This window comes from Cellulomonas sp. ES6, assembly GCF_030053835.1.
Lineage (GTDB): Bacteria > Actinomycetota > Actinomycetes > Actinomycetales > Cellulomonadaceae > Cellulomonas.
The window spans coordinates 719,910-739,693 of the sequence record NZ_CP125655.1; the positions used below are offsets into that span (position 1 = coordinate 719,910).

The 19,784-nt window shown below is 76.3% G+C and carries 18 protein-coding genes and 1 riboswitch; of the genes, 9 read left to right on the forward strand and 9 right to left on the reverse strand.

What is annotated here, in order from left to right:
- Nucleotides 1-28 precede the first annotated feature (28 nt).
- From P9841_RS03410 to P9841_RS03435, 6 genes are all read left to right on the forward strand, one after another.
- Nucleotides 29-277, forward strand: a complete 249-nt coding sequence (locus tag P9841_RS03410; RefSeq protein ID WP_146838928.1) for an acyl carrier protein — start codon at nucleotides 29-31, stop codon at nucleotides 275-277.
- A gap of 139 nt (nucleotides 278-416) precedes the next feature.
- Nucleotides 417-1,667 carry a beta-ketoacyl-[acyl-carrier-protein] synthase family protein gene (locus P9841_RS03415; protein WP_283320703.1) on the forward strand — a complete coding sequence of 417 codons (1,251 nt, stop codon included), beginning with the start codon at nucleotides 417-419 and terminating at the stop codon, nucleotides 1,665-1,667.
- A 255-nt stretch (nucleotides 1,668-1,922) separates the two neighbouring features.
- Nucleotides 1,923-2,426, forward strand: a complete 504-nt coding sequence (locus tag P9841_RS03420; protein WP_283320704.1) for a hypothetical protein — start codon at nucleotides 1,923-1,925, stop codon at nucleotides 2,424-2,426.
- On the forward strand, nucleotides 2,426-3,238 hold the full coding sequence (locus P9841_RS03425) for an ABC transporter ATP-binding protein (protein WP_283320705.1): 813 nt from the start codon (nucleotides 2,426-2,428) through the stop codon (nucleotides 3,236-3,238). The genes P9841_RS03420 and P9841_RS03425 overlap by 1 nt, the downstream gene beginning before the upstream one ends.
- Complete coding sequence (locus P9841_RS03430; RefSeq protein ID WP_283320706.1) at nucleotides 3,235-4,473, forward strand: hypothetical protein; 1,239 nt, start codon at nucleotides 3,235-3,237, stop codon at nucleotides 4,471-4,473. Before P9841_RS03425 ends, P9841_RS03430 begins: the two co-directional genes overlap by 4 nt.
- Nucleotides 4,455-5,087, forward strand: coding sequence for a hypothetical protein (locus P9841_RS03435; protein ID WP_283320707.1), 633 nt, complete (start codon nucleotides 4,455-4,457; stop codon nucleotides 5,085-5,087). The genes P9841_RS03430 and P9841_RS03435 overlap by 19 nt, the downstream gene beginning before the upstream one ends.
- A gap of 25 nt (nucleotides 5,088-5,112) precedes the next feature.
- Here the strand turns inward: P9841_RS03435 and P9841_RS03440 are convergent, their stop codons facing one another.
- From P9841_RS03440 to def, 5 genes are all read right to left on the reverse strand, one after another.
- Nucleotides 5,113-6,621, reverse strand: a complete 1,509-nt coding sequence (locus tag P9841_RS03440; RefSeq protein WP_283320708.1) for an FAD-dependent oxidoreductase — start codon at nucleotides 6,619-6,621, stop codon at nucleotides 5,113-5,115.
- Complete coding sequence (locus tag P9841_RS03445) at nucleotides 6,618-7,502, reverse strand: FAD:protein FMN transferase (protein ID WP_283320709.1); 885 nt, start codon at nucleotides 7,500-7,502, stop codon at nucleotides 6,618-6,620. Before P9841_RS03445 ends, P9841_RS03440 begins: the two co-directional genes overlap by 4 nt.
- The gene (locus tag P9841_RS03450; RefSeq protein WP_283320710.1) at nucleotides 7,489-7,950 is read right to left on the reverse strand and encodes an FMN-binding protein; all 462 of its coding nucleotides are present in this window, start codon (nucleotides 7,948-7,950) and stop codon (nucleotides 7,489-7,491) included. The genes P9841_RS03445 and P9841_RS03450 overlap by 14 nt, the downstream gene beginning before the upstream one ends.
- A 163-nt stretch (nucleotides 7,951-8,113) precedes the next feature.
- On the reverse strand, nucleotides 8,114-8,611 hold the full coding sequence (locus P9841_RS03455) for a DUF3145 domain-containing protein (protein WP_222172023.1): 498 nt from the start codon (nucleotides 8,609-8,611) through the stop codon (nucleotides 8,114-8,116).
- Between the two features lie 153 nt (nucleotides 8,612-8,764).
- Nucleotides 8,765-9,250 carry a peptide deformylase gene (gene def / locus P9841_RS03460; protein WP_203668872.1) on the reverse strand — a complete coding sequence of 162 codons (486 nt, stop codon included), beginning with the start codon at nucleotides 9,248-9,250 and terminating at the stop codon, nucleotides 8,765-8,767.
- Nucleotides 9,251-9,389: 139 nt separating this feature from the next.
- Here def and P9841_RS03465 point away from each other — a divergent pair, with 139 nt between their 5' ends.
- The 3 genes from P9841_RS03465 to P9841_RS03475 are packed head-to-tail and all read left to right on the forward strand — an operon-like array spanning nucleotide 9,390 to nucleotide 13,075.
- Nucleotides 9,390-10,268: an AAA family ATPase gene (locus P9841_RS03465; RefSeq protein ID WP_283320711.1), complete on the forward strand. Its 879-nt coding sequence runs from the start codon at nucleotides 9,390-9,392 to the stop codon at nucleotides 10,266-10,268.
- A 16-nt stretch (nucleotides 10,269-10,284) separates the two neighbouring features.
- Nucleotides 10,285-12,450, forward strand: coding sequence for a YhgE/Pip domain-containing protein (locus tag P9841_RS03470; protein ID WP_283320712.1), 2,166 nt, complete (start codon nucleotides 10,285-10,287; stop codon nucleotides 12,448-12,450).
- Nucleotides 12,451-12,463: 13 nt separating this feature from the next.
- On the forward strand, nucleotides 12,464-13,075 hold the full coding sequence (locus tag P9841_RS03475) for a TetR/AcrR family transcriptional regulator (RefSeq protein ID WP_283320713.1): 612 nt from the start codon (nucleotides 12,464-12,466) through the stop codon (nucleotides 13,073-13,075).
- A 94-nt stretch (nucleotides 13,076-13,169) separates the two neighbouring features.
- Here the strand turns inward: P9841_RS03475 and P9841_RS03480 are convergent, their stop codons facing one another.
- The 4 genes from P9841_RS03480 to P9841_RS03495 form a co-directional block, all read right to left on the reverse strand.
- Nucleotides 13,170-13,394, reverse strand: a complete 225-nt coding sequence (locus P9841_RS03480) for a BldC family transcriptional regulator (protein ID WP_283320714.1) — start codon at nucleotides 13,392-13,394, stop codon at nucleotides 13,170-13,172.
- Between the two features lie 16 nt (nucleotides 13,395-13,410).
- Nucleotides 13,411-13,485, reverse strand: a riboswitch (cyclic di-GMP riboswitch).
- A gap of 108 nt (nucleotides 13,486-13,593) precedes the next feature.
- Entirely contained in the window at nucleotides 13,594-14,298 is a 705-nt protein-coding gene (locus P9841_RS03485) for a response regulator (protein WP_283320715.1), read from the reverse strand.
- The gene (locus P9841_RS03490; RefSeq protein WP_283320716.1) at nucleotides 14,295-16,919 is read right to left on the reverse strand and encodes a DUF4118 domain-containing protein; all 2,625 of its coding nucleotides are present in this window, start codon (nucleotides 16,917-16,919) and stop codon (nucleotides 14,295-14,297) included. Before P9841_RS03490 ends, P9841_RS03485 begins: the two co-directional genes overlap by 4 nt.
- Before the next feature lie 257 nt (nucleotides 16,920-17,176).
- Complete coding sequence (locus P9841_RS03495; protein WP_283320717.1) at nucleotides 17,177-19,777, reverse strand: hypothetical protein; 2,601 nt, start codon at nucleotides 19,775-19,777, stop codon at nucleotides 17,177-17,179.
- Between the last annotated feature and the right edge of the window lie 7 nt (nucleotides 19,778-19,784).

Below are 19,784 nucleotides of genomic sequence, written 5' to 3' on the forward strand. Positions count from 1 at the left end.
GGCGCAGCACACACCCAAGGAGACACCGATGGCGCACAGCGAGCAGGAGATCCTGGCCGGTCTGGCCGAGATCGTCAGCGAGGAGACCGGCCTGCCGACCGACTCGGTCCTGCCCGAGAAGTCGTTCACGGACGACCTCGACATCGACTCGCTGTCGATGATGACGATCGTCACGCTGGCCGAGGAGAAGTTCGAGGTCCGCATCCCCGACGACGAGGTCAAGAACCTCGCGACCGTCGGCGACGCGGTGTCGTTCATCTCGAACGCCCAGGCCTGAGGCTCACCGACCGGGGTCCGCGCCGCGCGCCGGCCACGCGCCGGCGTCGTGGGAGCCGTCCAGGCACCCGCGGCGCGGACCCCGGTCGCGTCCCGGCACACCCGTCACCCCCGTCACCCGACACCCACAGGAGCACCCGATGAGCTCTCCGAGCAGCACGCGAGTCGTCGTCACCGGACTCGGCGCCACGACCCCGCTCGGCGGGGACGTCCCGAGCACCTGGCAGGCCGCCCTGGCGGGCACGTCGGGCGCGCGGACCCTCGACAACGACTGGGCCGAGACGTACGGGCTGCCGGTCGACTTCGCCGCGACCCTCGCGGTGCGCCCGGAGGAGGTCCTCCCTCGGCCCGAGATCAAGAAGATGGACCCGTCCGCGCAGTACGCGATCATCGCGTCGCGTGAGGCGTGGGCCGACGCCGGCGCCCCGGAGGTCGAGCCCGAGCGCCTCGGCGTCGTGGTGTCGTCCGGCATCGGCGGCATCTGGACGACCCTCGACGCGTGGGACACGCTGCGCGAGAAGGGCGCCCGCCGCGTCCTGCCGATGACCGTCCCTATGCTCATGCCGAACTCGCCGTCCGCGTACGTCGAGCTGGAGTTCGGTGCCCGCGCCGGCGCGCACGCGCTGGTGTCGGCCTGCGCGTCCGGCGCGGAGGCGATCGGCTACGGCGTCGAGATGATCCGCAGCGGCCGCGCCGACGTCGTGATCGCCGGCGGCACCGAGGCGACGATCCACCCGATGCCGATGGCGGCGTTCGCCGCGTCGCGCACCCTGTCGACCCGCACCGACGACCCGGCCCGCGCCTCGCGCCCGTACGACGTGGACCGCGACGGCTTCGTCATCGGCGAGGGCTCCGGCATCGTCGTGCTGGAGTCCGCGGAGCACGCGGCCGCCCGCGGCGCCACCGTCTACGCGGAGGTCGCGGGCGTCGGCCTGTCCTCCGACGGCTACCACATCACCTCCCCCGAGCCGACCGGCCGCGGCCAGATCGCCGCCATGCGGATGGCGCTGTCGGACGCCGGCGTCGCGACGTCCGACGTCAAGCACGTCAACGCCCACGCGACCTCGACCGTCGTCGGCGACCTCATCGAGGCCCGCGGCGTCCGCGAGACGCTCGGCGCGGACGCGGACGCCGTCGCCCTGTCGGCGACGAAGTCGATGACCGGCCACCTGCTCGGCGGCGCCGGCGCCCTGGAGACGGTGTTCTCCGTGCTGGCCGTGCGCGACCGCCAGGCGCCCCCGACGATCAACGTCGAGCAGCCCGACCCGGAGCTCGTGCTCGACCTGGTGCGCGACACCCCCCGGGCCCTGCCCGCCGGCGACATCGCGGTGGTGAACAACTCGTTCGGCTTCGGGGGCCACAACGTGGCCCTGGTGGTCACGAACGCCTGAGCCCGGCAGGCTCCCGCCGGGCCGCCGCGCCACGGACGCGGCGGCCCGGTACTCACCGACCGACCCTCCGGCACCCCGTCCGTGGCCGCGGACCCTCGATCCGGGCCGTCGCCGCCCCTGATCCTGCCCGGCGACCACCCTGACCTGCCGTCGGTCGTTGCCCCGCCCAGCCACGCACCACAGCGTGGGGTCAGTGCCCGCACTGCGGCACGGCCGGTTGACGGCGACCGGCCCGGGACGGACGGGGAGGTCACCATGGCACACCGCTCACTCGCACGAGTCGCCCGGTACCGCGCGGCGTCGGCCGTGGCGACGGGGGTCATCGCGCTCGTCCTCGGCTCGGCCGCGGGCGCGGCGGCGCTGAGCACGGGGACGCTGGAGGTGCGGTCCGGGAGCTCGGTCGTGGCCTCGGGGAGCGCGACCGTGTTCCGGGGCTGGTCCGCCGCGGCGGGAAGCAACCTGCACTCGGCGTCCTTCACCGTGCGGGACCGGTCGGCGTCGGACGGTCGGGCCGCGTACGGGCAGATCACGGGGTCGCACCAGCAGCAGGTCTGGCGGGCCTACCCGGGTGGGAAGTCGCTCCTGGTGATGACGACGGTCGCGGACGGGTCCGCGCAGACATCGCGGACCACGTCGACACTGACCGGGGGCGTGTCGGTCCGGGCGTCGGCGAACAACACGGGCATCTGGTCCACGCACGCGAAGATCTGCGTCGACATCGCATGGGCTCCGGACGCCTGCACGGGCACGACGTTCTGATGTCCGGCGGCCAGCCCCTCGCCGCCCGCGGCCTCGGGCGCGAGTACCGCGGGGTGACGGCGCTCGCGCCCCTCGACCACGAGTGGGGACCGGGCGTGCATGGCGTCCTCGGGCCGAACGGTGCCGGGAAGAGCACGCTGCTCGGCATGCTCGCCGGCACGGTCCGACCCAGCACGGGATACGTGGCGCGCGGAGGCGTGGAGCTGAGCACGACCCGGCTGAGAGCCGCGCTGCGGCGCGACGTGGGCCTCCTGCCGCAGGAGCCCGGATGGCCCGGAGAGTTCACGGCCTCCGAGCTCGTGTCCTACGTGGCCCGGCTGCGCGGCCTGGGGCGTCGGCGAGCCGCGGAACGCACCGCCGAGGTGCTCGACGAGGTGGGGCTGGCGGCGAAGGCCGGCGTCCCGATCGGGCGGCTGTCCGGGGGCGAGCGGCGCCGGGCATTCCTCGCCCAGGCCGTCGTGCACGACCCCGGTCTGGTGATCCTCGACGAGCCGACGTCCGGCCTCGATCCCGTGCAGCGGCTGCGCGTGCGGCAGCTCGTGGTCAGGCTGGCGCAGCACCGCACGGTGCTGCTGTCGACGCACCTGGTGGAGGACGTGGTCCGGTGCGCGGGCTCCGTCCTGGTGCTGGACGCCGGCCGTCGGGTGTGGTCCGGCACCCCGGACGACCTCGTCGGGCGCTCCTCGGCAGGCGTGGCAGGCGACGGAGCCCGTGGTGCCACCGGCATCCTGTCAGCAGCGGAGGCCGCGCTGCTCGCGCTGCTCGACGGCGCTCCGGTGACCGGCGACCCCGACGCCGGGGCGGTGCCGTGAGACGCGGGTGGGCGGTCGCGCTCCTCCCGGTCAGCCTGGCCGGTGTCCTCGTCCTGTCCTCCCGCTTCCCCGTGCGCGACAGCGCCCTGTGGGCCGTCGACGCCGCCCTGACGCAGGTCATCGTGCTGTGGCCGGTGGTCGCCGGGCTCGCGGCGGCGGACGCGATCCGGCTCCGCCGCAGCGGCGCCGAGGAGCTGCTGAGGTCGGCACCCGTCGCCGCCCGCGCGCGGCTGCTGCTGGGACGCAGCGCCGGGGTCGCTGCGTGGGCGTGCCTCGGGCTGCTGCTGAGCGTGCTGGGAGCGGCCTCGCTGGCGGCTGCCGGGTCCCCGCCGCCCTGGTCGGCGTGGCGCGATGTGCTCCTCGCCCTGGCGGGGGTCGGAGCCGCGGCGGCGGTCGGGACCGCGCTGGGCTCCGCGCCGGGCCTGCGGGGTCAGTGGGTGGTACCCCCGCTCGTCGCCGCGATCGGCTACGCCGCGCTCGCGCTCGACCTCGGCGGCGCGTCGCGCCTCGTCGCGTTCACGGGGGCGACGGACGCGTCGGTCACGGCGATCGAGGTCCGCACGAGCGTGCTCGTCGCCCAGCTGGTCGTGCTGCTCGTCGGCGCCGTCGTCGCGATCGCCGCCGTGGTCGCGTCCTGCGGCGGCGGGGTCCCCGCGGTGGCGGCGGCCCTGGCGGCCGTGCTCCTGGCGGTCCCCGCGGCGAGCGCCTGGCGCGACCAGGTCGACGCCGGTGTCCACGCCTGGTCGGACGCGGCCGGGTGGCCGTGCGCGGAGGCGGGTGATGACGCCCGCGTCTGCCTGCCGCCGGACCAGTCGCGCGACCTCCGCCGGCTCGCCGCCGAGGTAGCCCTGCTCGACGCCCGGTTGCGCGAGCTGGACCCGACGACCGGCGCGCTCCGGTACCAGCCGGGCGACCCGGGCGCGCCCCGGCCCGGCGCCGTCGTGGTCGGTCCTCCGATCGGCGGCGCCGCCCGCCCCGACGGCCTCACGTGGGACGTCGTGCTCGGGGCATCGGGCTGCGCGGACGAGGGCGGGCGCGCGTGGACGGACGGCGACCTGACCGTCCGGGTGCAGGCCGAGGTGACCGTCGCGCGGTGGCTCTCGCCGTCGGTCGACGTCTCCGGCCTCGTCGGCGCGTCGGCCCGGGCCGGAGCGGCGCCCGTCGGGACGTCGCCCGGCCTCGAGGAGGCCCGCGCCGCCCTCGTCGTGCTGAGGTCGTGCCGGGGCGCCTGGTGACCGCCCGGCAGAGGTCGCTGCCGGCGCTGTTCGTGGTGTCCCGCGGCGGCGCGCGCCCGGTCGTCGCCGCGGTCGCCACCGCCGCGCTCGTGGTGGGCTGGGTGCCGCTCGGCCTGCGGGACGTCCCGCTGGCCGACGGCGTCGCCCTCGTGACGCTCGGGGTCTGCTCCGTCCTTCCCGCCCTCTGCTGCCTCGGCTCGCTCGTCCCACCGGGACGCGGCGTGGAGGCGACGCTGCCGCGCGGCCGGCTCGCCGGGCTCCGCGCATCGTGGGCACTCGCGCTGACGGTCGCCGTCCTCGGCACCGGAGCCGCGGTGGGCGCGGTCCGGGGTCTGGACCCCGACAGCACCGTCCTCGTGCTGCGCAGTGGCCTGCTCGGGCTCGGGGCGATGCTCGTCAGCGCCGTGCTGCTCCCCCCGGCCGCCGCGTGGCTGCCGCTCGCCCTGTTCGCGATGGTGAGCTGGCTCGCGGGCTCCCGTGACCTGGCCGGGACCGCGCGGTGGTGGGCGGTGCTGAGCCACCACCCGGGCAGCACCCCGGCCGCCGGCCTCGCCCTTGCCCTGTGGCTCGCCGGCGTCGCCGCGTACTCGCGGTGGGACGCTCGCGGGAGATGACGCGGCCGGGTGCCGCCGTCGGCCGTCAGTACCCGCTGAACGCGTCCGTCCGCACGCGCCGCACCCCGGCCCGGCGCAGCAGCGCGCGGGTGTCGTCGACCATCGCCGGCGGGCCGGAGACGTAGGCGTCGCGCTGGTCGAGGTCGGGTACCGCCTCGGTGAGCACGTCGGCCGAGAGCCGGCGCTCTCCGAGGTGCCGCCAGCCGTCGGGCAGCCCGTCGAGCTCCGGCGTCGGGGACAGCACGAGGACGCGCGCACCGGCGGCGCGGGCGGCGTCCGCGTACGCGAGGTCGGCGTGGTCGGACACGGAGTAGAGCAGCACGACGTCGCGGCGCTCGCCCGCGGCGGCGGCAGCGGCGAGCTGCGCGGCGAACGGGGTGATGCCGATGCCCCCGGCGACGAGCAGCAGCGGCCGCGTCGGGTCGGCCGGCAGGACGAAGTCGCCCCCCAGGCCGGTCGCGCGGACCCGGGAACCGACGGGGAGGGCGACGAGCGCGCGCTTGAACGTGCTGGCGCGCTCGGGGACGGTGAGGGCCACGGTCAGCTCGCCGGCGGCCGGCGCGGACGACACGCTGAACACCCGGCGGCTGCCGCGGGCGTCCGGGCGGGGGTGCGGGACGGTCAGCTCCACGTACTGGCCCGGCACGTACCGCACCGGCCGGTCCGCGCGGAACGCGAGCTCGACGGTGCGCGGGGTCAGCCGTGTCTGCCGGGTCAGCGTGAGCCGCACGGCGCCGCGCTGCCCCCACGCGAACGCCAGCAGGTTGCCGACCACGAGGGCGGCCTCGGGCGTCGAGTACAGCGGCCCGACGTGGTACGACACCGCCAGCAGCGCCCCGACGACGCCGGCCTCCACGAGCTGCTGCCAGCGCCGCGGCGGCAGCGTGAGCGGCTCGGTCAGCATCACGCCGCCGAGGAACAGGATCGGGTAGGACACGAACGCGGTGCTCAGCGCGTCGGTGACCGCGGCGCCCTCCACGACCTGGCGCAGGGTGACGGCGAGGACGGCGACGACCACGAAGGTCCCGACGAGGGCGTAGCGACGCGTCCGCACGACGACGACGAGCGTCAGCAGCAGGACGGGCACCAGCAGCCACCGGTCCGCGACCCACCACGTCGTCGCGTCCCAGCCGGTGAGCCCGGCGAGCAGCGCGCCCGCGGCGGCGGGGTTCAGCACGTGCCGGCCGCGCCAGGCGAGCAGGTACTTGGAGGCGTTCGCCAGCAGGGCTGCGAGCGCGAGCGTCCCGAGCGAGCGGGCCTCGAGCGCCGGCCAGAACAGGAACAGCAGGATCAGCCCGGTGATGACCGCCGACTCGGTGTGCGGGCGGGTCCGGAACGCCGCCGCCAGCCCCCAGGCGCTCGCCACGGACACCGCGACGGCGACGACGGCGCTGACGAGGATCGGCAGCGGCTCGACGAACAGCCGGCCGGTGAGGGAGAGCACGAGCGCGCAGACGGCCAGCGCCGTCAGGCCGAGCGTCAGGAGCCGGTACATCGTCACGCGGCCGAGCCGCTCCTCCACGACGCCGATCACGCGAACACCTCCCCGTCCAGGTCGAGCGACCACCGCACGCTCCCGTCGCCGCGCAGCACGACGTAGCGCACGCCGAAGCGCGAGGCGACCAGGTCGGGCTCGGCGAAGAACAGCGCGGTGGCGGCCAGGTCGGCGGCCAGCGCGGTCGGTCCGAGCGCCCACGTGGCGCGGACGTCCGAGGTCGGGGCGCCGGTCCGGGCGTCGACGACGTGGTGCACGCCCTCGCCCCACGCCCGGCGGTTGGTGGCGGAACCGCACAGCGCGCCGTCGGCGAGCCGCACCACCCCGATCGCCCGCGTCGGGTCGCGGGGGTCCTCCAGCGCGACGGTCAGCGCCTCGGGGACGGCCGCCCGCAGGTCACCGCCGGCGTCGACGACGTGCTCGGTGACTCCGTGCTCGGCGAGCACGCCGGCGACGAGGTCGACGAGGTAGCCCTTGCCGCCCGCGCCCACGTCGATCAGCGCGGGCGCCCCGAGCGTGAGGGTGCTGCCGTCGCGGCGGGCGGTGCTCCGCCACGGCGGGGCGGGCGTGGTGAGCAGCGCGCCCTCGGCGTCCCGGCGCGGCCGCAGCGAGTACGACGCGTCGTAGCCGAGCTCCTCGAGCGAGCGGCCGACCAGCGGGTCGACGGCCCCGGCGGTGCAGCGCTCGGCGACGTCGTACGCGTCGAGCAGCGGACCCGCGTCGTCGGGCAGCCGGTACGTCCCCGCGCCGCCCCGCGCGACCTCGCTGACCCAGGAGTCGTCGCGGAACCGGGACCAGTCGCAGTCGAACCGCGCGATCCGCGCGTGCACCGCCGCGAGGACGTCCGCCCCGAGCGGCTCCGGGGTGTCGAGCTGCCAGTGCGTCCCGATCGCCTGGAAGGCGACGCTAGGCCGCGGCATCGGCGCGGATCTCGTCGAGCGCCGCGTTGAAGCCGTCGCCGGTCAGCGACGAGCCCGAGACCTTGTCGACCGACAGGCCGGCGAGCTCCTGGCCGACGACGACGTCCGCGATCCCCGAGGCGAACTCCTCCTGGAACCGCGCGGCGTTGCCGCCGGTGGCCTCCGGCGTGACGCTGACGTCGGTGACGACGCCGTCCGCGACGGTGAGCTCGACCTGGATCGACTCCTGACCGCCGGGGGTGCTGTACGAGCCCTCGGCGTCGTAGGTGCCGTCGGCGAGGTCGCCGGAGGCGGTGGACGAGCCGCCCGCTCCCGTGCCCGCGCTCGCGTCGGCGGCGGGGGCGTCGTCCTCGGTGGCGGCGTCGGCGTCACCGCACGCGGCGAGCGCCACGACGACGGAGAGTCCGGACAGCAGGCCGAGCGTGCGGCGTCGGACGGAAGGCGCCATGGTCGTGACCTCCTGGAGCGGGCCCGGTCCCCCGGGCTGGTTGAAACCGAACGGATCGGCGAGGACGTCCGACGCTAGGCACGGTTCCTGCGAACCGCCTGGGAACGGGCACGGCGTTCGACGGGAGGACGCGCCACGCCGTCGGCCCCGAACCGAGCAGGTCTCAGCCGACGCGGTGCAGCCAGCGCACGGGCGCGCCGGCCCCGGCGTACCGGAACGGCTCCAGCTCGTCGTCCCACGACTGCCCGAGGGCGAGCGCGAGCTCCTCGCGCAGCAGCCGGGCGTCGCCCTGGTCGAGCGCGGCGCGGATCCGGTCCTCCGGGACGACGACGTTGCCGTGCACGTCGGTCTGCGCGTGGAAGATGCCGAGCTCCGGCGTGTGGCTCCAGCGGGCGCCGTCGCTGCCGTGGCTGGCGTCCTCGGTCACCTCGTAGCGCAGGTGCGTCCAGCCGCGCAGCGCCGAGGCGAGGCGCGCGCCCGTGCCCTGGGCGCCCTGCCACGAGTGCTCGGCGCGGAACATGCCCGGAGCAGCCGGCTGCTCCGTCCAGTCCATGGACACGCGCGAGCCCAGCACGTTGCCCGCCGCCCACTCGAGGTGCGGGCAGAGCGCGCGCGGCGCTGAGTGCACGAAAAGAACACCGCGGGTGATCGCACCTGCCATGTCATCCCTCCCGGATCGGCTCGAGGTTCGCCTTCCCCAACGACCTCGTCCCGCCCGGTGACGCACGGTTCGGTGCACGGCTCTCGCGGCGTGCAGTGCCCAGCATGCCCGATGCGGGGCGCCCGCACCAGCATCCGCCCCGCCCCGGGAGTGTCAGAGCGTCTCGCGGATGGCCCGCATGGCCTTCTTGCGGACGGACCGGTCGAGCCGGTCGATGTAGAGGTGCCCGTCCAGGTGGTCGACCTCGTGCTGCAGGCAGCGGGCCATGAGCTCGACGCCCTCGACGACGACCTCCTTGCCGTCCAGGTCGGTGCCGACGACGCGGGCGTACCAGGCGCGGCGCGTCGGGAACCACAGGTCCGGCACGGACAGGCAGCCCTCGTCGCCGTCCTGGTAGTCCTCGGAGAGCTCGACGATCGTCGGGTTGAGCACGTAGCCGAGCTCGTCGTCGATGTTCCAGGAGAACGCGCGCAGGCCGACGCCGATCTGGTTGGCGGCGAGCCCGGCGCGGCCGTCGTGGTCGACGGTCTCGAGGAGGTCCTCGACCAGGCCCTTCACCCGGGCGTCGATCGTGGTCACCGGCTCGCACGGGGTGCGCAGCACCGGGTCGCCCACCACGCGGATCTCTCTCATCGCCATGCCGCGATTCTTCCATGCCCGCGCTGTGATCCGCGGAACAGGCGGCCGCCGTGACACGGGCCACCCTGTCGTCCTATCTTTGCACTGACCGGTCAGTGCAAACGACACCGACCGCGCGGCACGACCGACCGGAGGACCCGTGACCACCCCGCACGACCACCCGCAGCGCGCAGCCGGCGCACCGCGGCGCCACCGCACGACGCCGCCGTCGCCGACCACCGCGCCCACCCCGGCGCCCGGTCCGGCGCCCGCGCCCGCCGCGACGGCCACCGCCGTGGACGCGACCCCCGCCGGCGCCCCCGGCGCGGACCACGCGACCACCGTCCTGGCGGTGCACGCCGAGCAGCTGCGGCTGCACGGGCGGCGCGGCGTCGTCTACGGGCCGGTCGACCTCGAGGTGCCGACCGGCACGCTCGCGGTCGTGCAGGGCCCGCAGGGCGGCGGCCGCTCCAGCCTGCTGCTCACGCTGGCCGGCCGGATGGTGCCCGACGAGGGCTCCCGCCTGACCGTGCTCGGCGAGCCGCTCCCCCGCCGCCGGACGGCCGTGCAGCGGCGCGCCGCGCTGGCCGGGTTCGCGGGCATCGACGACCTCGACGAGTCCGTCACCGTCGGCGACGTCGTGCGCGAGCGCCTCGCGTGGCTGAGCCCGTGGTACCGCCGGACGCCGCGCGTCGACCAGCGGACGTTCGCGCGCCTCGCCGGCCCGGTGTTCGGCGAGCGGCCGCTGCCGCGCACCGGCACGCTCGTCTGGGACCTCGACGAGGTCGACGCGATGCTGCTGCGGGTCACCCTCGCGACCGCCCAGCACCCGGACCTGCTCGTCGTGGACGACGTGGACCAGGTGCACGACTCCCGGCGCCGGCAGACCGTGTGGACCCGGCTCGAGGCGCTCGCCGCCGCCGGCACCACCGTCGTGGCCTCGGTCGCCTCCCTCGACGAGGTCGCCCGCATGCAGTGGGCCACCCTCCCCCAGCAGATCACCCTCGCCACCGGGCCCCACGCGGTGCCCGCCGCCTGAAGCAGGACGTCACCCCATGCTCTCGTTCACCTCCACCGGCACCGAGCTGCGCCGGTTCCGCCGCGGGCTGCTGCCCCGCCTCGCCGTCGGCGCGATGGTCCTCGTGCCGCTGCTCTACGGCGCCCTCTACCTCTGGGCGTTCTGGGACCCGACCGGCAACCTCGACCGCCTGCCGGTCGCGCTGGTCGACGCCGACGAGGGGTCGACCCTCGGGGACGAGCCGCTGCACGCCGGTGCGCAGGTCACCGACGAGCTGCTCGACTCGGACGACCTGGACTGGCGGGTCACCGACGCCGACGCGGCCGCCGCCGGGGTCGCCGACGGCACCTACTACTTCGCCGTGACGATCCCGTCGGACTTCTCCGCGGACATCGCGTCCGCCGGGGGCGACGACCCGACCGACGCGCGCATCGAGGTCACCTACAACGACGCGAACTCGTTCCTCGCCTCGACGCTCGGCCGCACCGCCATGGCGCAGGTGCAGTCCGCGGTGTCGACCTCCATCGGGGAGCAGGCCGTCGACCGGGTGCTCGTCGGGCTGGGGTCCGCCCGCGACGGGTTCGCCACCGCCGCGGACGGCGCCCTGACGCTGCGCGCGGCCAGCGGCGACCTGTCCAGCGGCGCCCACCAGGTGGCCGACGGCGCGGTCTCCGCCGCCGACGGCGCCTCCCGCCTCGCGGACGGCTCGCAGACCCTCGCCGCCGGGACGGACTCGCTGGCCGGCGGCGCCACGCAGCTCGCCTCCGGGGCGGCCACGCTGTCGGACGGCGCGGGTCAGGCCGCCACCGGGGCGGCCTCGCTCGCGGACGGCGCCGGGCGGCTCGCGCAGGGCGCGCAGGACGCGGTCACCTCGACCGTCCCGCTCGTGGACGGGGCGAAGGCCGTCAGCGACGGCGTCGACGAGCTCGCCGCGTCGACCCGGACGAGCGCCGCCGCGTCGCAGACGCTGACGGCCGCGATCAAGACCCTCCAGGAGTCACTCACCGCCGTCGCCCAGCAGAACGTGGCTGACGGCGACATGGCCACCGCCGGAGGGATCCAGCAGGCACTGACCGCGCTGGGCACCACCGCGGAGGGGCTCGACCTCCCCACGGCCGCGGAGCAGCAGGCCGCCCTCGCCCGCCTCGCGCCGCTCGAGCAGGGCGCGCACGACCTCAGCGCCGGCGCCTCCGACCTGCACGCGGGCCTCGGCACGCTCGCCGGCAAGGCGGGCGAGCTCGCGTCGGGCGCCTCCCAGGTGGCCGACGGCACGCAGCAGGTCTCCGCCGGGGCGTCCCAGCTCGCGGCCGGCGCGGGCACGCTGGCCGGGGGCGCCACGCAGCTGCAGAGCGGGTCGCACGACCTCGCGGACGGCGCCGCGGAGCTCGCCGGCGGGACCAGCACGCTCGCCCAGGGCGCCGGGCAGGTCGCCGACGGCACCGACCAGGTCGGCGACGGCGCGCAGCAGCTCGCCGACGGACTGGAGGACGGGGCCTCGCAGATCCCCGACGACTCCGACGCCACCCGCACCGACCGGGCCGAGGTGCTGGCCGCCCCGGTCGCGCTGGACTCCTCGGACGTGGCCCGCGCGGAGGGCTTCGGCGAGGGCTTCGCGCCGTTCTTCATCCCGCTCGCCCTGTTCGTCGGCGCGCTCATCACGTGGCTGCTGCTGCGGCCCGTGCCCACGCGCGCCCTCGGGACGCCCGTCGCCGGGTGGCGCACCGCGGCCGCCGGGTTCCTGCCGGCGCTCGCCATCGGCGTCGCCCAGGTCGCCGTCATGCTCGGCGTCATCCACTGGGGCGTCGGCCTCCAGCTCGACACCGCGGTCGGCACGATCGGGTTCACCGTGCTCGTCGCCGCGACGTTCCTCGCCCTGCAGCAGATGCTCATGGCGGTGCTCGGCCCGGCCGCCGGCAAGGTCGCGGTGCTGGCCCTGCTCATGCTGCAGCTCGCGTCGTCCGGCGGCACGTACCCGGTGGAGACCACGCCGGCGTTCTTCCGGGCCATCCACCCGCTGCTGCCCATGAGCTACGCGGTGACCGGCCTGCGCCAGACGATCACCGGCGGCGCCGACGGGCGGCTGTGGCTGTCCGTCGCGGTGCTGGGGGCCGTGCTCGTCGGGTCGCTCGCGATCACCTCGTGGCGCGCCGGGCGGCTGCGGACGTGGACGCTCTCCCGCCTGCACCCCGCACTGTCGATCTGACAGGCTGGGCACCATGAGCACCACGCCCGGCCCGGCCGACCCGCGAGCGTCGGCCGGGCCGCGGCGCGTCGACGACCCGCGCCGCGGCACCCGCGACGCCATCATCGACTCGACGGTCGCCCTCATCGCCGACCGCGGGTTCTCCGCCACGTCGGTCGACGACATCGCGGCTCACGCCGGCGTCGCCAAGGGCAGCGTGTACTACAACTTCGGGTCCAAGGCCGCGCTGTTCGAGGCGGTCATCGTCGAGGGCGTCGAGCGCCTGACCGCCGACCTGCGCGGCGCCGCGGATGGCCGCACCGGCCGGGACGCCGTCGGCGCGCTCGTGCACGAGCTGCTCGCGCAGATCCAGGCCCACCCCGACTTCGCGAAGCTGCTGGTGGCCGAGGTGTTCCGCACCGGCCGCGACTGGCAGGACGCCGTCCGGCAGGTGCGTGACCAGTCGTTCGCGGTGTTCGCGGAGGTCGTGGCCGCGTCCTGGCCGCACCGTGACCCCTCGATGACCGCGGCGGCCATGTTCGGCGCGACGCTCGTCGCGGGGCTGGAGTGGCTGGCGTTCCAGCCCGAGCGCACCGTCGCGGACGTCCGGCGGGCCGTGCTGGCCACGCTGCTCGACCCGCTGTAGCCGCGGCCGCCCGGCTCGCCTGGCGTGCGGGCCACGAACGGCGACGGGCCCCCGAGCTGCTGCTCGGGGGCCCGTCGGTGTCAGGGGTGGCGGCTCAGAAGCGGCCGGCCTGCTGCGGGACCGCGCCCAGCAGCTCCATCACCTCGGACTCGAGGAACCGGCGGTGGCCGCCGAGGGTGCGGACGGCGGACAGCTTGCCCGCCTGCGCCCAGCGCGTGACCGTCTTCGGGTCCACGCGGAACATCACCGCGACCTCGCCCGGCGTGAGCAGGGAGGACGTCGCCTGCGTGGGGAGCTGGGCCTCGAGGGGGTACGTCATGATGACTCCTTGTCGGTTCGGTAGCCCGGCTGACCCCAGGGGTCCCGTGGCTTTGCGTCCCTGCCTCGCAGCAGGTTTGCCGTTGTCGCTCAACGGGGAGAACTATACAGAAACCGGACAGAACGGCAAGTACCGCCCGAGTTCGGACAGTCGCAGCAGGTCACGCGTGTGCACGCTCACATGCTGGACACCTCACCGGTCAGGCGGCCCCGCCGGATGGGTCGAACCGGTAGCCCATCCCCGGCTCCGTGAGCAGGTACCGCGGCGCCGAGGGGTCCGGCTCCAGCTTCTTGCGCAGCTGCGACAGGTACAGGCGCAGGTACCCGGTGTCCGTGACGTGCTCCGAGCCCCAGATCTCCCGCAGCAGGGTCTGCCGCGTCACCAGGCGACCCGCGTGGCGCACGAGGATCTCCAGGATCCGCCACTCCGTCGGCGTCAGCCGCACCGGCTCCGGCGGGCTGCCGTCCCGGGTGGCCGTCGTGGCCGTCAGGTCGATCGTCACCGCACCGAGGCGCACGAGCGGCTCCGCGTCGCCTCCCGCCGGGGCCGTGGCGCGCCGCGTCAGGGCGCGGATGCGCGCCAGCAGCTCGTCGACGCCGAAGGGCTTGGTCACGTAGTCGTCGGCGCCCGCGTCCAGCGCCTCGACCTTGTCGGCCGACCCGGTGCGCCCGGAGAGCACCAGGATCGGCGCGCTCGTCCAGCCCCGCAGCCCCGCGATCACCTCCACGCCGTCCAGGCGCGGCATGCCCAGGTCCAGCAGGTACAGGTCCGGCTTGTGCTCGATCGCCTGGTTCAGGGCGCTCGTGCCGTCCGTGGCCGTGAGGATCTCGTAGCCCCGGGCGCGCAACGTGATGCGCAGTGCGCGCAGGATCTGCGGGTCGTCGTCGGCGATGAGGATCTTCACGCGGTGCCCTCCTGCGCGGTGCGGGCGTCGGACGCGGCGACCTGCCGCAGCGCGACCACCATGGTGAGACCGCCGCCCGGTGTGTCCTCCGGGACGAGCGTGCCGCCCATCCCCTCGGCGAAGCCCCGCGACAGCGCGAGGCCCAGGCCCAGGCCGGTCGTGTTGTCGGTGTCCCCCAGGCGCTGGAAGGGCACGAACAGGTCGGCCCGCCGGTCGGGCGGCACACCCGGGCCGTGGTCGACGACCCGGACCTCGACCCGGTCGGCGAACGCGCTCGTCTGCACGCGGACCGGCGTGCGCGGCGGGCTGGCGTGCACCGCGTTCGCCAGCACGTTCACCAGCACCCGCCGCAGCAGCGCCGGGTCCGCCGACACGGCGGGCAGCGCGGGGTCGAGCTCGAGGTGCACGACGTCCGGGCCCAGCGCGAGCTCGTCCAGGGCGGCCAGCACCACGTCGTCCACGTCAGTCGGCCGGCACTCGACGCCCAGCGCGCCCGCCTGCAGCCGGCTCGCGTCCAGCAGGTCGGTCACCAGCCCGGTCAGCGTCGCCAGGCTCTCCTCCGCGGTCGCGAGCAGCTCCTCCCGGTCGGCCGGCGACCAGTCGACGTCCCGCGCGCGCAGGCTGCTCACGGCGGTCGTGGCGGCCGTGAGGGGGCGGCGCAGGTCGTGGCTCACGGCCGAGAGCAGGGCGCTGCGCACCTGGTCCGTCTCGCGCAGCGGGCCGATCGCGTCGGCCGTGCGGCTGAGCCGCTGGTGCTCGAGGGCCGCCGCGATCTGCGTGACGACGACGCCCAGCAGGCGGTTGCCGGAGCCGTCGACGTCGGGGACGGCTGCTGGGGTCCGGGCCGGGGCCGCGGAGCCGCCCGCGGCGGGGGCGGGCGCGGACGGGACCTCGCCGGGGGTGGACCCTCCGCGCGGGTCGCGCGGCTCGCCGGGGTCGAGGTCCAGGACGGTGTGCTCGTCCACGGGGAGGTGCGGCGACCCGGGACGCACCGTGCCGGACTGCGCGAGCACGTCGTCCCCGGACCGGAGGCGCACCCCGGCCAGCCCGAAAGCCTCCTGCGCGCGCTCGACCAGGGCCCGCAGGGTGTCCTGCCCGCGCAGCACGCCCCCGGCGACCGTCGCGATGAGCTCGGACTCCGCGCGGGCGCGCTGCGCGGCACGGGTGCGGCGCGCGGCGAGGTCCACGACCGAGCTGACCAGGAGGCCGTTCGCGACGTAGAGCGCCAGCGCGAGCGCGTGCACCGGCTCGCTGACCGTCACCGTGTGCGTCGGCTCGACGAACAGGTAGTTCAGCGTCAGCCCGGACAGCAGCGCGGTCAGCAGGGCGGGCCACAGCCCACCGACCAGTGCCGTCACCACGACGAGCAGCTGGTAGGCCAGGACGTCGCTCGCCAGCGACGCGTCGCTGCGGCCCGCCACCAGGACGGCCGTGAGCAGCGGCCCGAGCACCACCGAGAGCGCGAAGCCGAGCACCCGGCGTCGCGCGGTCAGCGCCCCCGAGAACGCCCCCGCGACGCGCGGCAGCGGCAGCCGGCGCCCGGCGGCGGCGTGGTTGACCAGGTGCACGTCGATCGCACCGGCTCTCCGGATGACCGTCGACCCGGTGCCGGGTCCGGTGAGCGCCGCCTTGAGCCAGCTGCGGCGGCTGAGACCGATGACGAGCTGGGTGGCGTCGTGGTCCCGCGCGAACTGGACCAGCGCGGTCGCGACGTCCTCCCCCACCACCTGGTGGAACGTGCCGCCGAGCTGCTCGGTGAGCGCCGCCTGCTCCGTGAGCGCGCCCGGGTCGCCGTCCCGCAGACCGGTCTGCGCGCTGACGTGCACCGCCAGCAGCTCACCACCCGCGGACCTCGCCGCGATGCGCGCGCCGCGCCGCAGGAGCGTCTCGCCCTCGGCACCGCCCGTCAGCGCGACGACGACCCGCTCGCGTGCCTCCCACGGCGCGTCGATGGCGTGCTCGGCGCGGTACGTGCGCAGGGCCGAGTCGACCTCGTCGGCCAGCCACAGCAGGGCGAGCTCCCGCAGGGCCGTGAGGTTCCCGAGCCGGAAGTAGTTCGACAGCGCCGCGTCCACGCGCTCGGCGGGGTAGACGTTGCCCTCGGCCAGGCGGTCGCGCAGGGACTGCGGGGCGAGGTCGACGAGCTCCACGTCGTCAGCGGCCCGCAGCACCGCGTCGGGCACGGTCTCCCGCTGCGGGACGCCCGTGATGGTGCGCACCACGTCGTTGAGCGACTCGATGTGCTGGATGTTGACGGTGGTCACGACGTGGATCCCGGCGGCCAGCAGCTCCGAGACGTCCTGCCAGCGCTTCGCGTGGCGCGACCCGGGTGCGTTGGTGTGCGCGAGCTCGTCGACCAGCGCGACCTGCGGGCGGCGTGCCAGCACGGCGTCCAGGTCCATCTCGGACAGCCGGACGCCGCGGTGCTCGACGACGGTCCGCGGCACGACCTCGAGCCCGCCCAGCAGGCCCGCCGTCGCGGCGCGGCCGTGGGTCTCGACGACCGCCACCACGACGTCCTTGCCGTCGGCGCGCATGTCGTGCCCCGCCTCGAGCATCGCGTACGTCTTGCCGACGCCCGGGGCAGCGCCCAGCAGGACCCGCAACCGACCCCGCGCCATCCGTCCGTCCTCCGGTCCTGCGCGCCGAGGGCGGGTGCCGGCCCTGCGGCCGCGCGGGGCGCCCAGGTCCCCGCGGGGATCGTAGTCGCGTGGGCCGGGAGGTGGCGCAGCCGGCGCGTCCGGGACGGCCGGGGCGCCCGGCACGCCCGGCGCACCCGGCACGCCCGGCACGCCCGGCACGGCCGGCACGGCCGGCACGCGACGCGATGCCGCCGGTCGGCCCGTCGCGGTGGTGCGACGGGCCGGCCGGTGCTGCCTCACGCCGCCGCGTCGAGGGCGCGCCGCACACGTGCCCGGTGCACCAGCGCCACCGCCCCGCCGGTCACGAGGAGCAGCGCCGCCGCTCCGGCGGTCACCGCGTCGGCCCCGGTCACGGCGAGCGGCGGTGCGTCCGCCACCGGCGTGCCCGGCGGGGGCGGCGCGGCGGGCGGGGACGTCGGCGTGGCCGGGGGCGGACCCACGGTCAGCGTCTCGGACTCCTCGCCGCAGCGCCCGGCGGACAGCTCGGTCCCGTCGGGCGCGGTGGTGCGCTCCACGAAGCCGTAGGTGCCCGGCTCGGTGGTGCGGTAGGCGTCCGTCCGGTACTCGCCGGCCCCGTCGGACAGCGGCACCGTGGCTGTCCACACCGGTTCCCGGCAGACGAGGTCCTCCCCCGGCGGCGCGTGGAAGAGGTCGACCGTCGCCAGCGTGCCGTCGGGCACGGTCCCGCGGACCGTGAGGACGTCCCACACCTCGGTGCCGGCGACGGGGTCCTCGGCCGCCGCCAGGGCGGTGGTGCGGACCGTCACGTCCTCGGTGACCGTCGTCGTCTCGGCCGGCGCCCCGCACTCGCCGCGGTCCAGCACGGTGCCGTCGGCGCGGGCCAGCGTCTCGACCCAGTACACGAGCCCGGCCCGGTCGGGCGCGGGCGCGTCGCCCGAGTCGTAGTACCCCGCGCCACGGACCTCGACCGGCTCGGAGGTCCACAGCAGCGTGCCGGCGTCGCAGACCGGGACCGCTCCCGGCTCCTGCGGACCGTACGCCTCGAACACGAGGTGGTCGCCGGGCTGGGTGGTGCCCGTGACCAGGGCGGTGTCCCGCATCGTCCCGCCGGCCGGCGCCGCGTCCTGGGCCTGCGTCACGGCCTGCGGCGGGACGACGACCTCCGGGGACCCGGGGACGTAGAAGACCTCGCGCAGGTCGTCGAACGGGCTGACGAACGGCGCCACGCGGGCGTCGCCGGCGAACGCGTACACGAACACGAAGTAGTCGCCGCCCGGGTGGGTCGCCGTGGCCGGGGCGACGATCGGCCGGGCCGGGTCGTAGCCCACGTCGTAGCGGCCGTCGACCGCCGCGACCGTTCCCTGCCAGTGCACGGGGGCGTCCTGCGGGACCACCGGTCCGTCGGGCAGCGCCGGCAGCGGTCCGTACACGGTGACCGTCGCCTCGCCCAGGTCGGGCTGCCACGGCCCGAGGCCGCCGAACCCGCCGTGGTCGTCCGGGTAGCCCGAGACGGTGATCCGGTCGAACGCCCGGCCTCCCGGCGCCACGTTGAACTCGCGCGTCTGCGACTCGTGGCGCAGCTCGAACGGGTTGACGGAGGTCTCGACCGCCTCGAAGAACGGCGCCCGGAAGTCCTCGCGCACGTGCTGCGCGAACCGGCCGGCGTCGGCCTTCCGGATGGTCACCACGGCCGTGTAGAAGCCGGCGCGGGTCGCCCTGACGGTGCCCGGGGTCGTCACCGTGCCCGGGCCGTCCGCCACGACCCGCACCGTCCCGGCCACGGGAGCACCCGCCGGGGGCGCGGCGGACTGCGGCAGCGGCGCGTCGAAGGGGCCGTACCAGGTCACCTCGGCGGGGACGTCCACGGGGTCGCCGTCGATCTCGACCCACCAGTCGCCCGGTGCCGCGCTGAACTCGACGCGGTCGACCAGTGGGTCCCCGTCCGCCACGCGGACCTCCTGGACCGTCGTGGTCGCGCGCGGCCGGAAGTCGTCGACGACGGGGAACGACGGCCCTGGCACGACCACCTCCCGGGGGTCGCTGCCGGGGCGGTTGCCGTAGGTGAGCTGGTCCTGCCGGTCGCCCGCCATGTCGAGGACCGTGATCGTCGTGCGCCACAGGTCTGCGAACTCGACGCGGTACCCGACGTCGCCGGTGCCGGTCGCCGTCCACGTGAGCGTGACCGGGTCGGCGGTCGTGGTGCCCTCGTACGTCCGCGTCCCGCTCGCGTCGAGCACCGCCGGGCCGGTCAGGGTCACCGTGAACCGCGCCCCGACGACCGGCTGCCCGGACGCCGACCGCAGCGCGATGCCGGTGATCGAGCCGGTGCGCCGGCCCTCACCGGTCACCGCGCCCGCCTGGCCCGCGAACGGCCCGGCGGACGCCGACGCCTCGGCCAGCAGGGCGTCCGCGCGGTCCTTCACCGCCTGCGGGGTCGCCGCCGCGATGAGCGCGCGGGCCGCGGTCGCGTCGCCGCCCGCGAGCACGCCGGGCCGCTCGTGGCGCTGGTGCGCGGCGTACCCGATCGCGGCCTGCGTCAGGTCGTCGGCGTCGAACCGGTGCCGGGCGAGGAGCGCGGCGAGCACCGGGTCGTGGACGTGGTCGGTGCCGACCGGCACGTCGGCCGGACCGGAGGCGAGGACGCGGCCCTGCAGGCAGTAGCCGTGCTCGTCCGAGACGGCCGTGCCCTCGAGCGGCCCGAGGCGGACGGGTCCGTGGCCGTCCGGGTGGATGACGACGCCGTGCGCCGGGACGGCGGCGGAGGCGGCGGGCGGGACCGCCACGGTGGCGGACGCGGCCAGCGCGGCGACGGCGAGGGCGGCGCCGAGCAGCGCGGCCGGCCGTCTCGGGGCGTGCCAGGATGGACGTGCTTGCATGTCAGGT

Bases quoted from the DNA above. Each gene is read 5' to 3' on its own strand.
- P9841_RS03410 (WP_146838928.1), top strand. From the start codon at position 29: ATGGCGCACAGCGAGCAGGAGATCCTGGCCGGTCTGGCCGAGATCGTC.
- P9841_RS03415 (WP_283320703.1), top strand. From the start codon at position 417: ATGAGCTCTCCGAGCAGCACGCGAGTCGTCGTCACCGGACTCGGCGCC.
- P9841_RS03420 (WP_283320704.1), top strand. From the start codon at position 1,923: ATGGCACACCGCTCACTCGCACGAGTCGCCCGGTACCGCGCGGCGTCG.
- P9841_RS03425 (WP_283320705.1), top strand. From the start codon at position 2,426: ATGTCCGGCGGCCAGCCCCTCGCCGCCCGCGGCCTCGGGCGCGAGTAC.
- P9841_RS03445 (WP_283320709.1), bottom strand. From the start codon at position 7,502: ATGCCGCGGCCTAGCGTCGCCTTCCAGGCGATCGGGACGCACTGGCAG.
- P9841_RS03450 (WP_283320710.1), bottom strand. From the start codon at position 7,950: ATGGCGCCTTCCGTCCGACGCCGCACGCTCGGCCTGCTGTCCGGACTC.
- P9841_RS03455 (WP_222172023.1), bottom strand. From the start codon at position 8,611: ATGGCAGGTGCGATCACCCGCGGTGTTCTTTTCGTGCACTCAGCGCCG.
- def (WP_203668872.1), bottom strand. From the start codon at position 9,250: ATGGCGATGAGAGAGATCCGCGTGGTGGGCGACCCGGTGCTGCGCACC.
- P9841_RS03470 (WP_283320712.1), top strand. From the start codon at position 10,285: ATGCTCTCGTTCACCTCCACCGGCACCGAGCTGCGCCGGTTCCGCCGC.
- P9841_RS03475 (WP_283320713.1), top strand. From the start codon at position 12,464: ATGAGCACCACGCCCGGCCCGGCCGACCCGCGAGCGTCGGCCGGGCCG.
- P9841_RS03480 (WP_283320714.1), bottom strand. From the start codon at position 13,394: ATGACGTACCCCCTCGAGGCCCAGCTCCCCACGCAGGCGACGTCCTCC.
- P9841_RS03490 (WP_283320716.1), bottom strand. From the start codon at position 16,919: ATGGCGCGGGGTCGGTTGCGGGTCCTGCTGGGCGCTGCCCCGGGCGTC.
- P9841_RS03495 (WP_283320717.1), bottom strand. From the start codon at position 19,777: ATGCAAGCACGTCCATCCTGGCACGCCCCGAGACGGCCGGCCGCGCTG.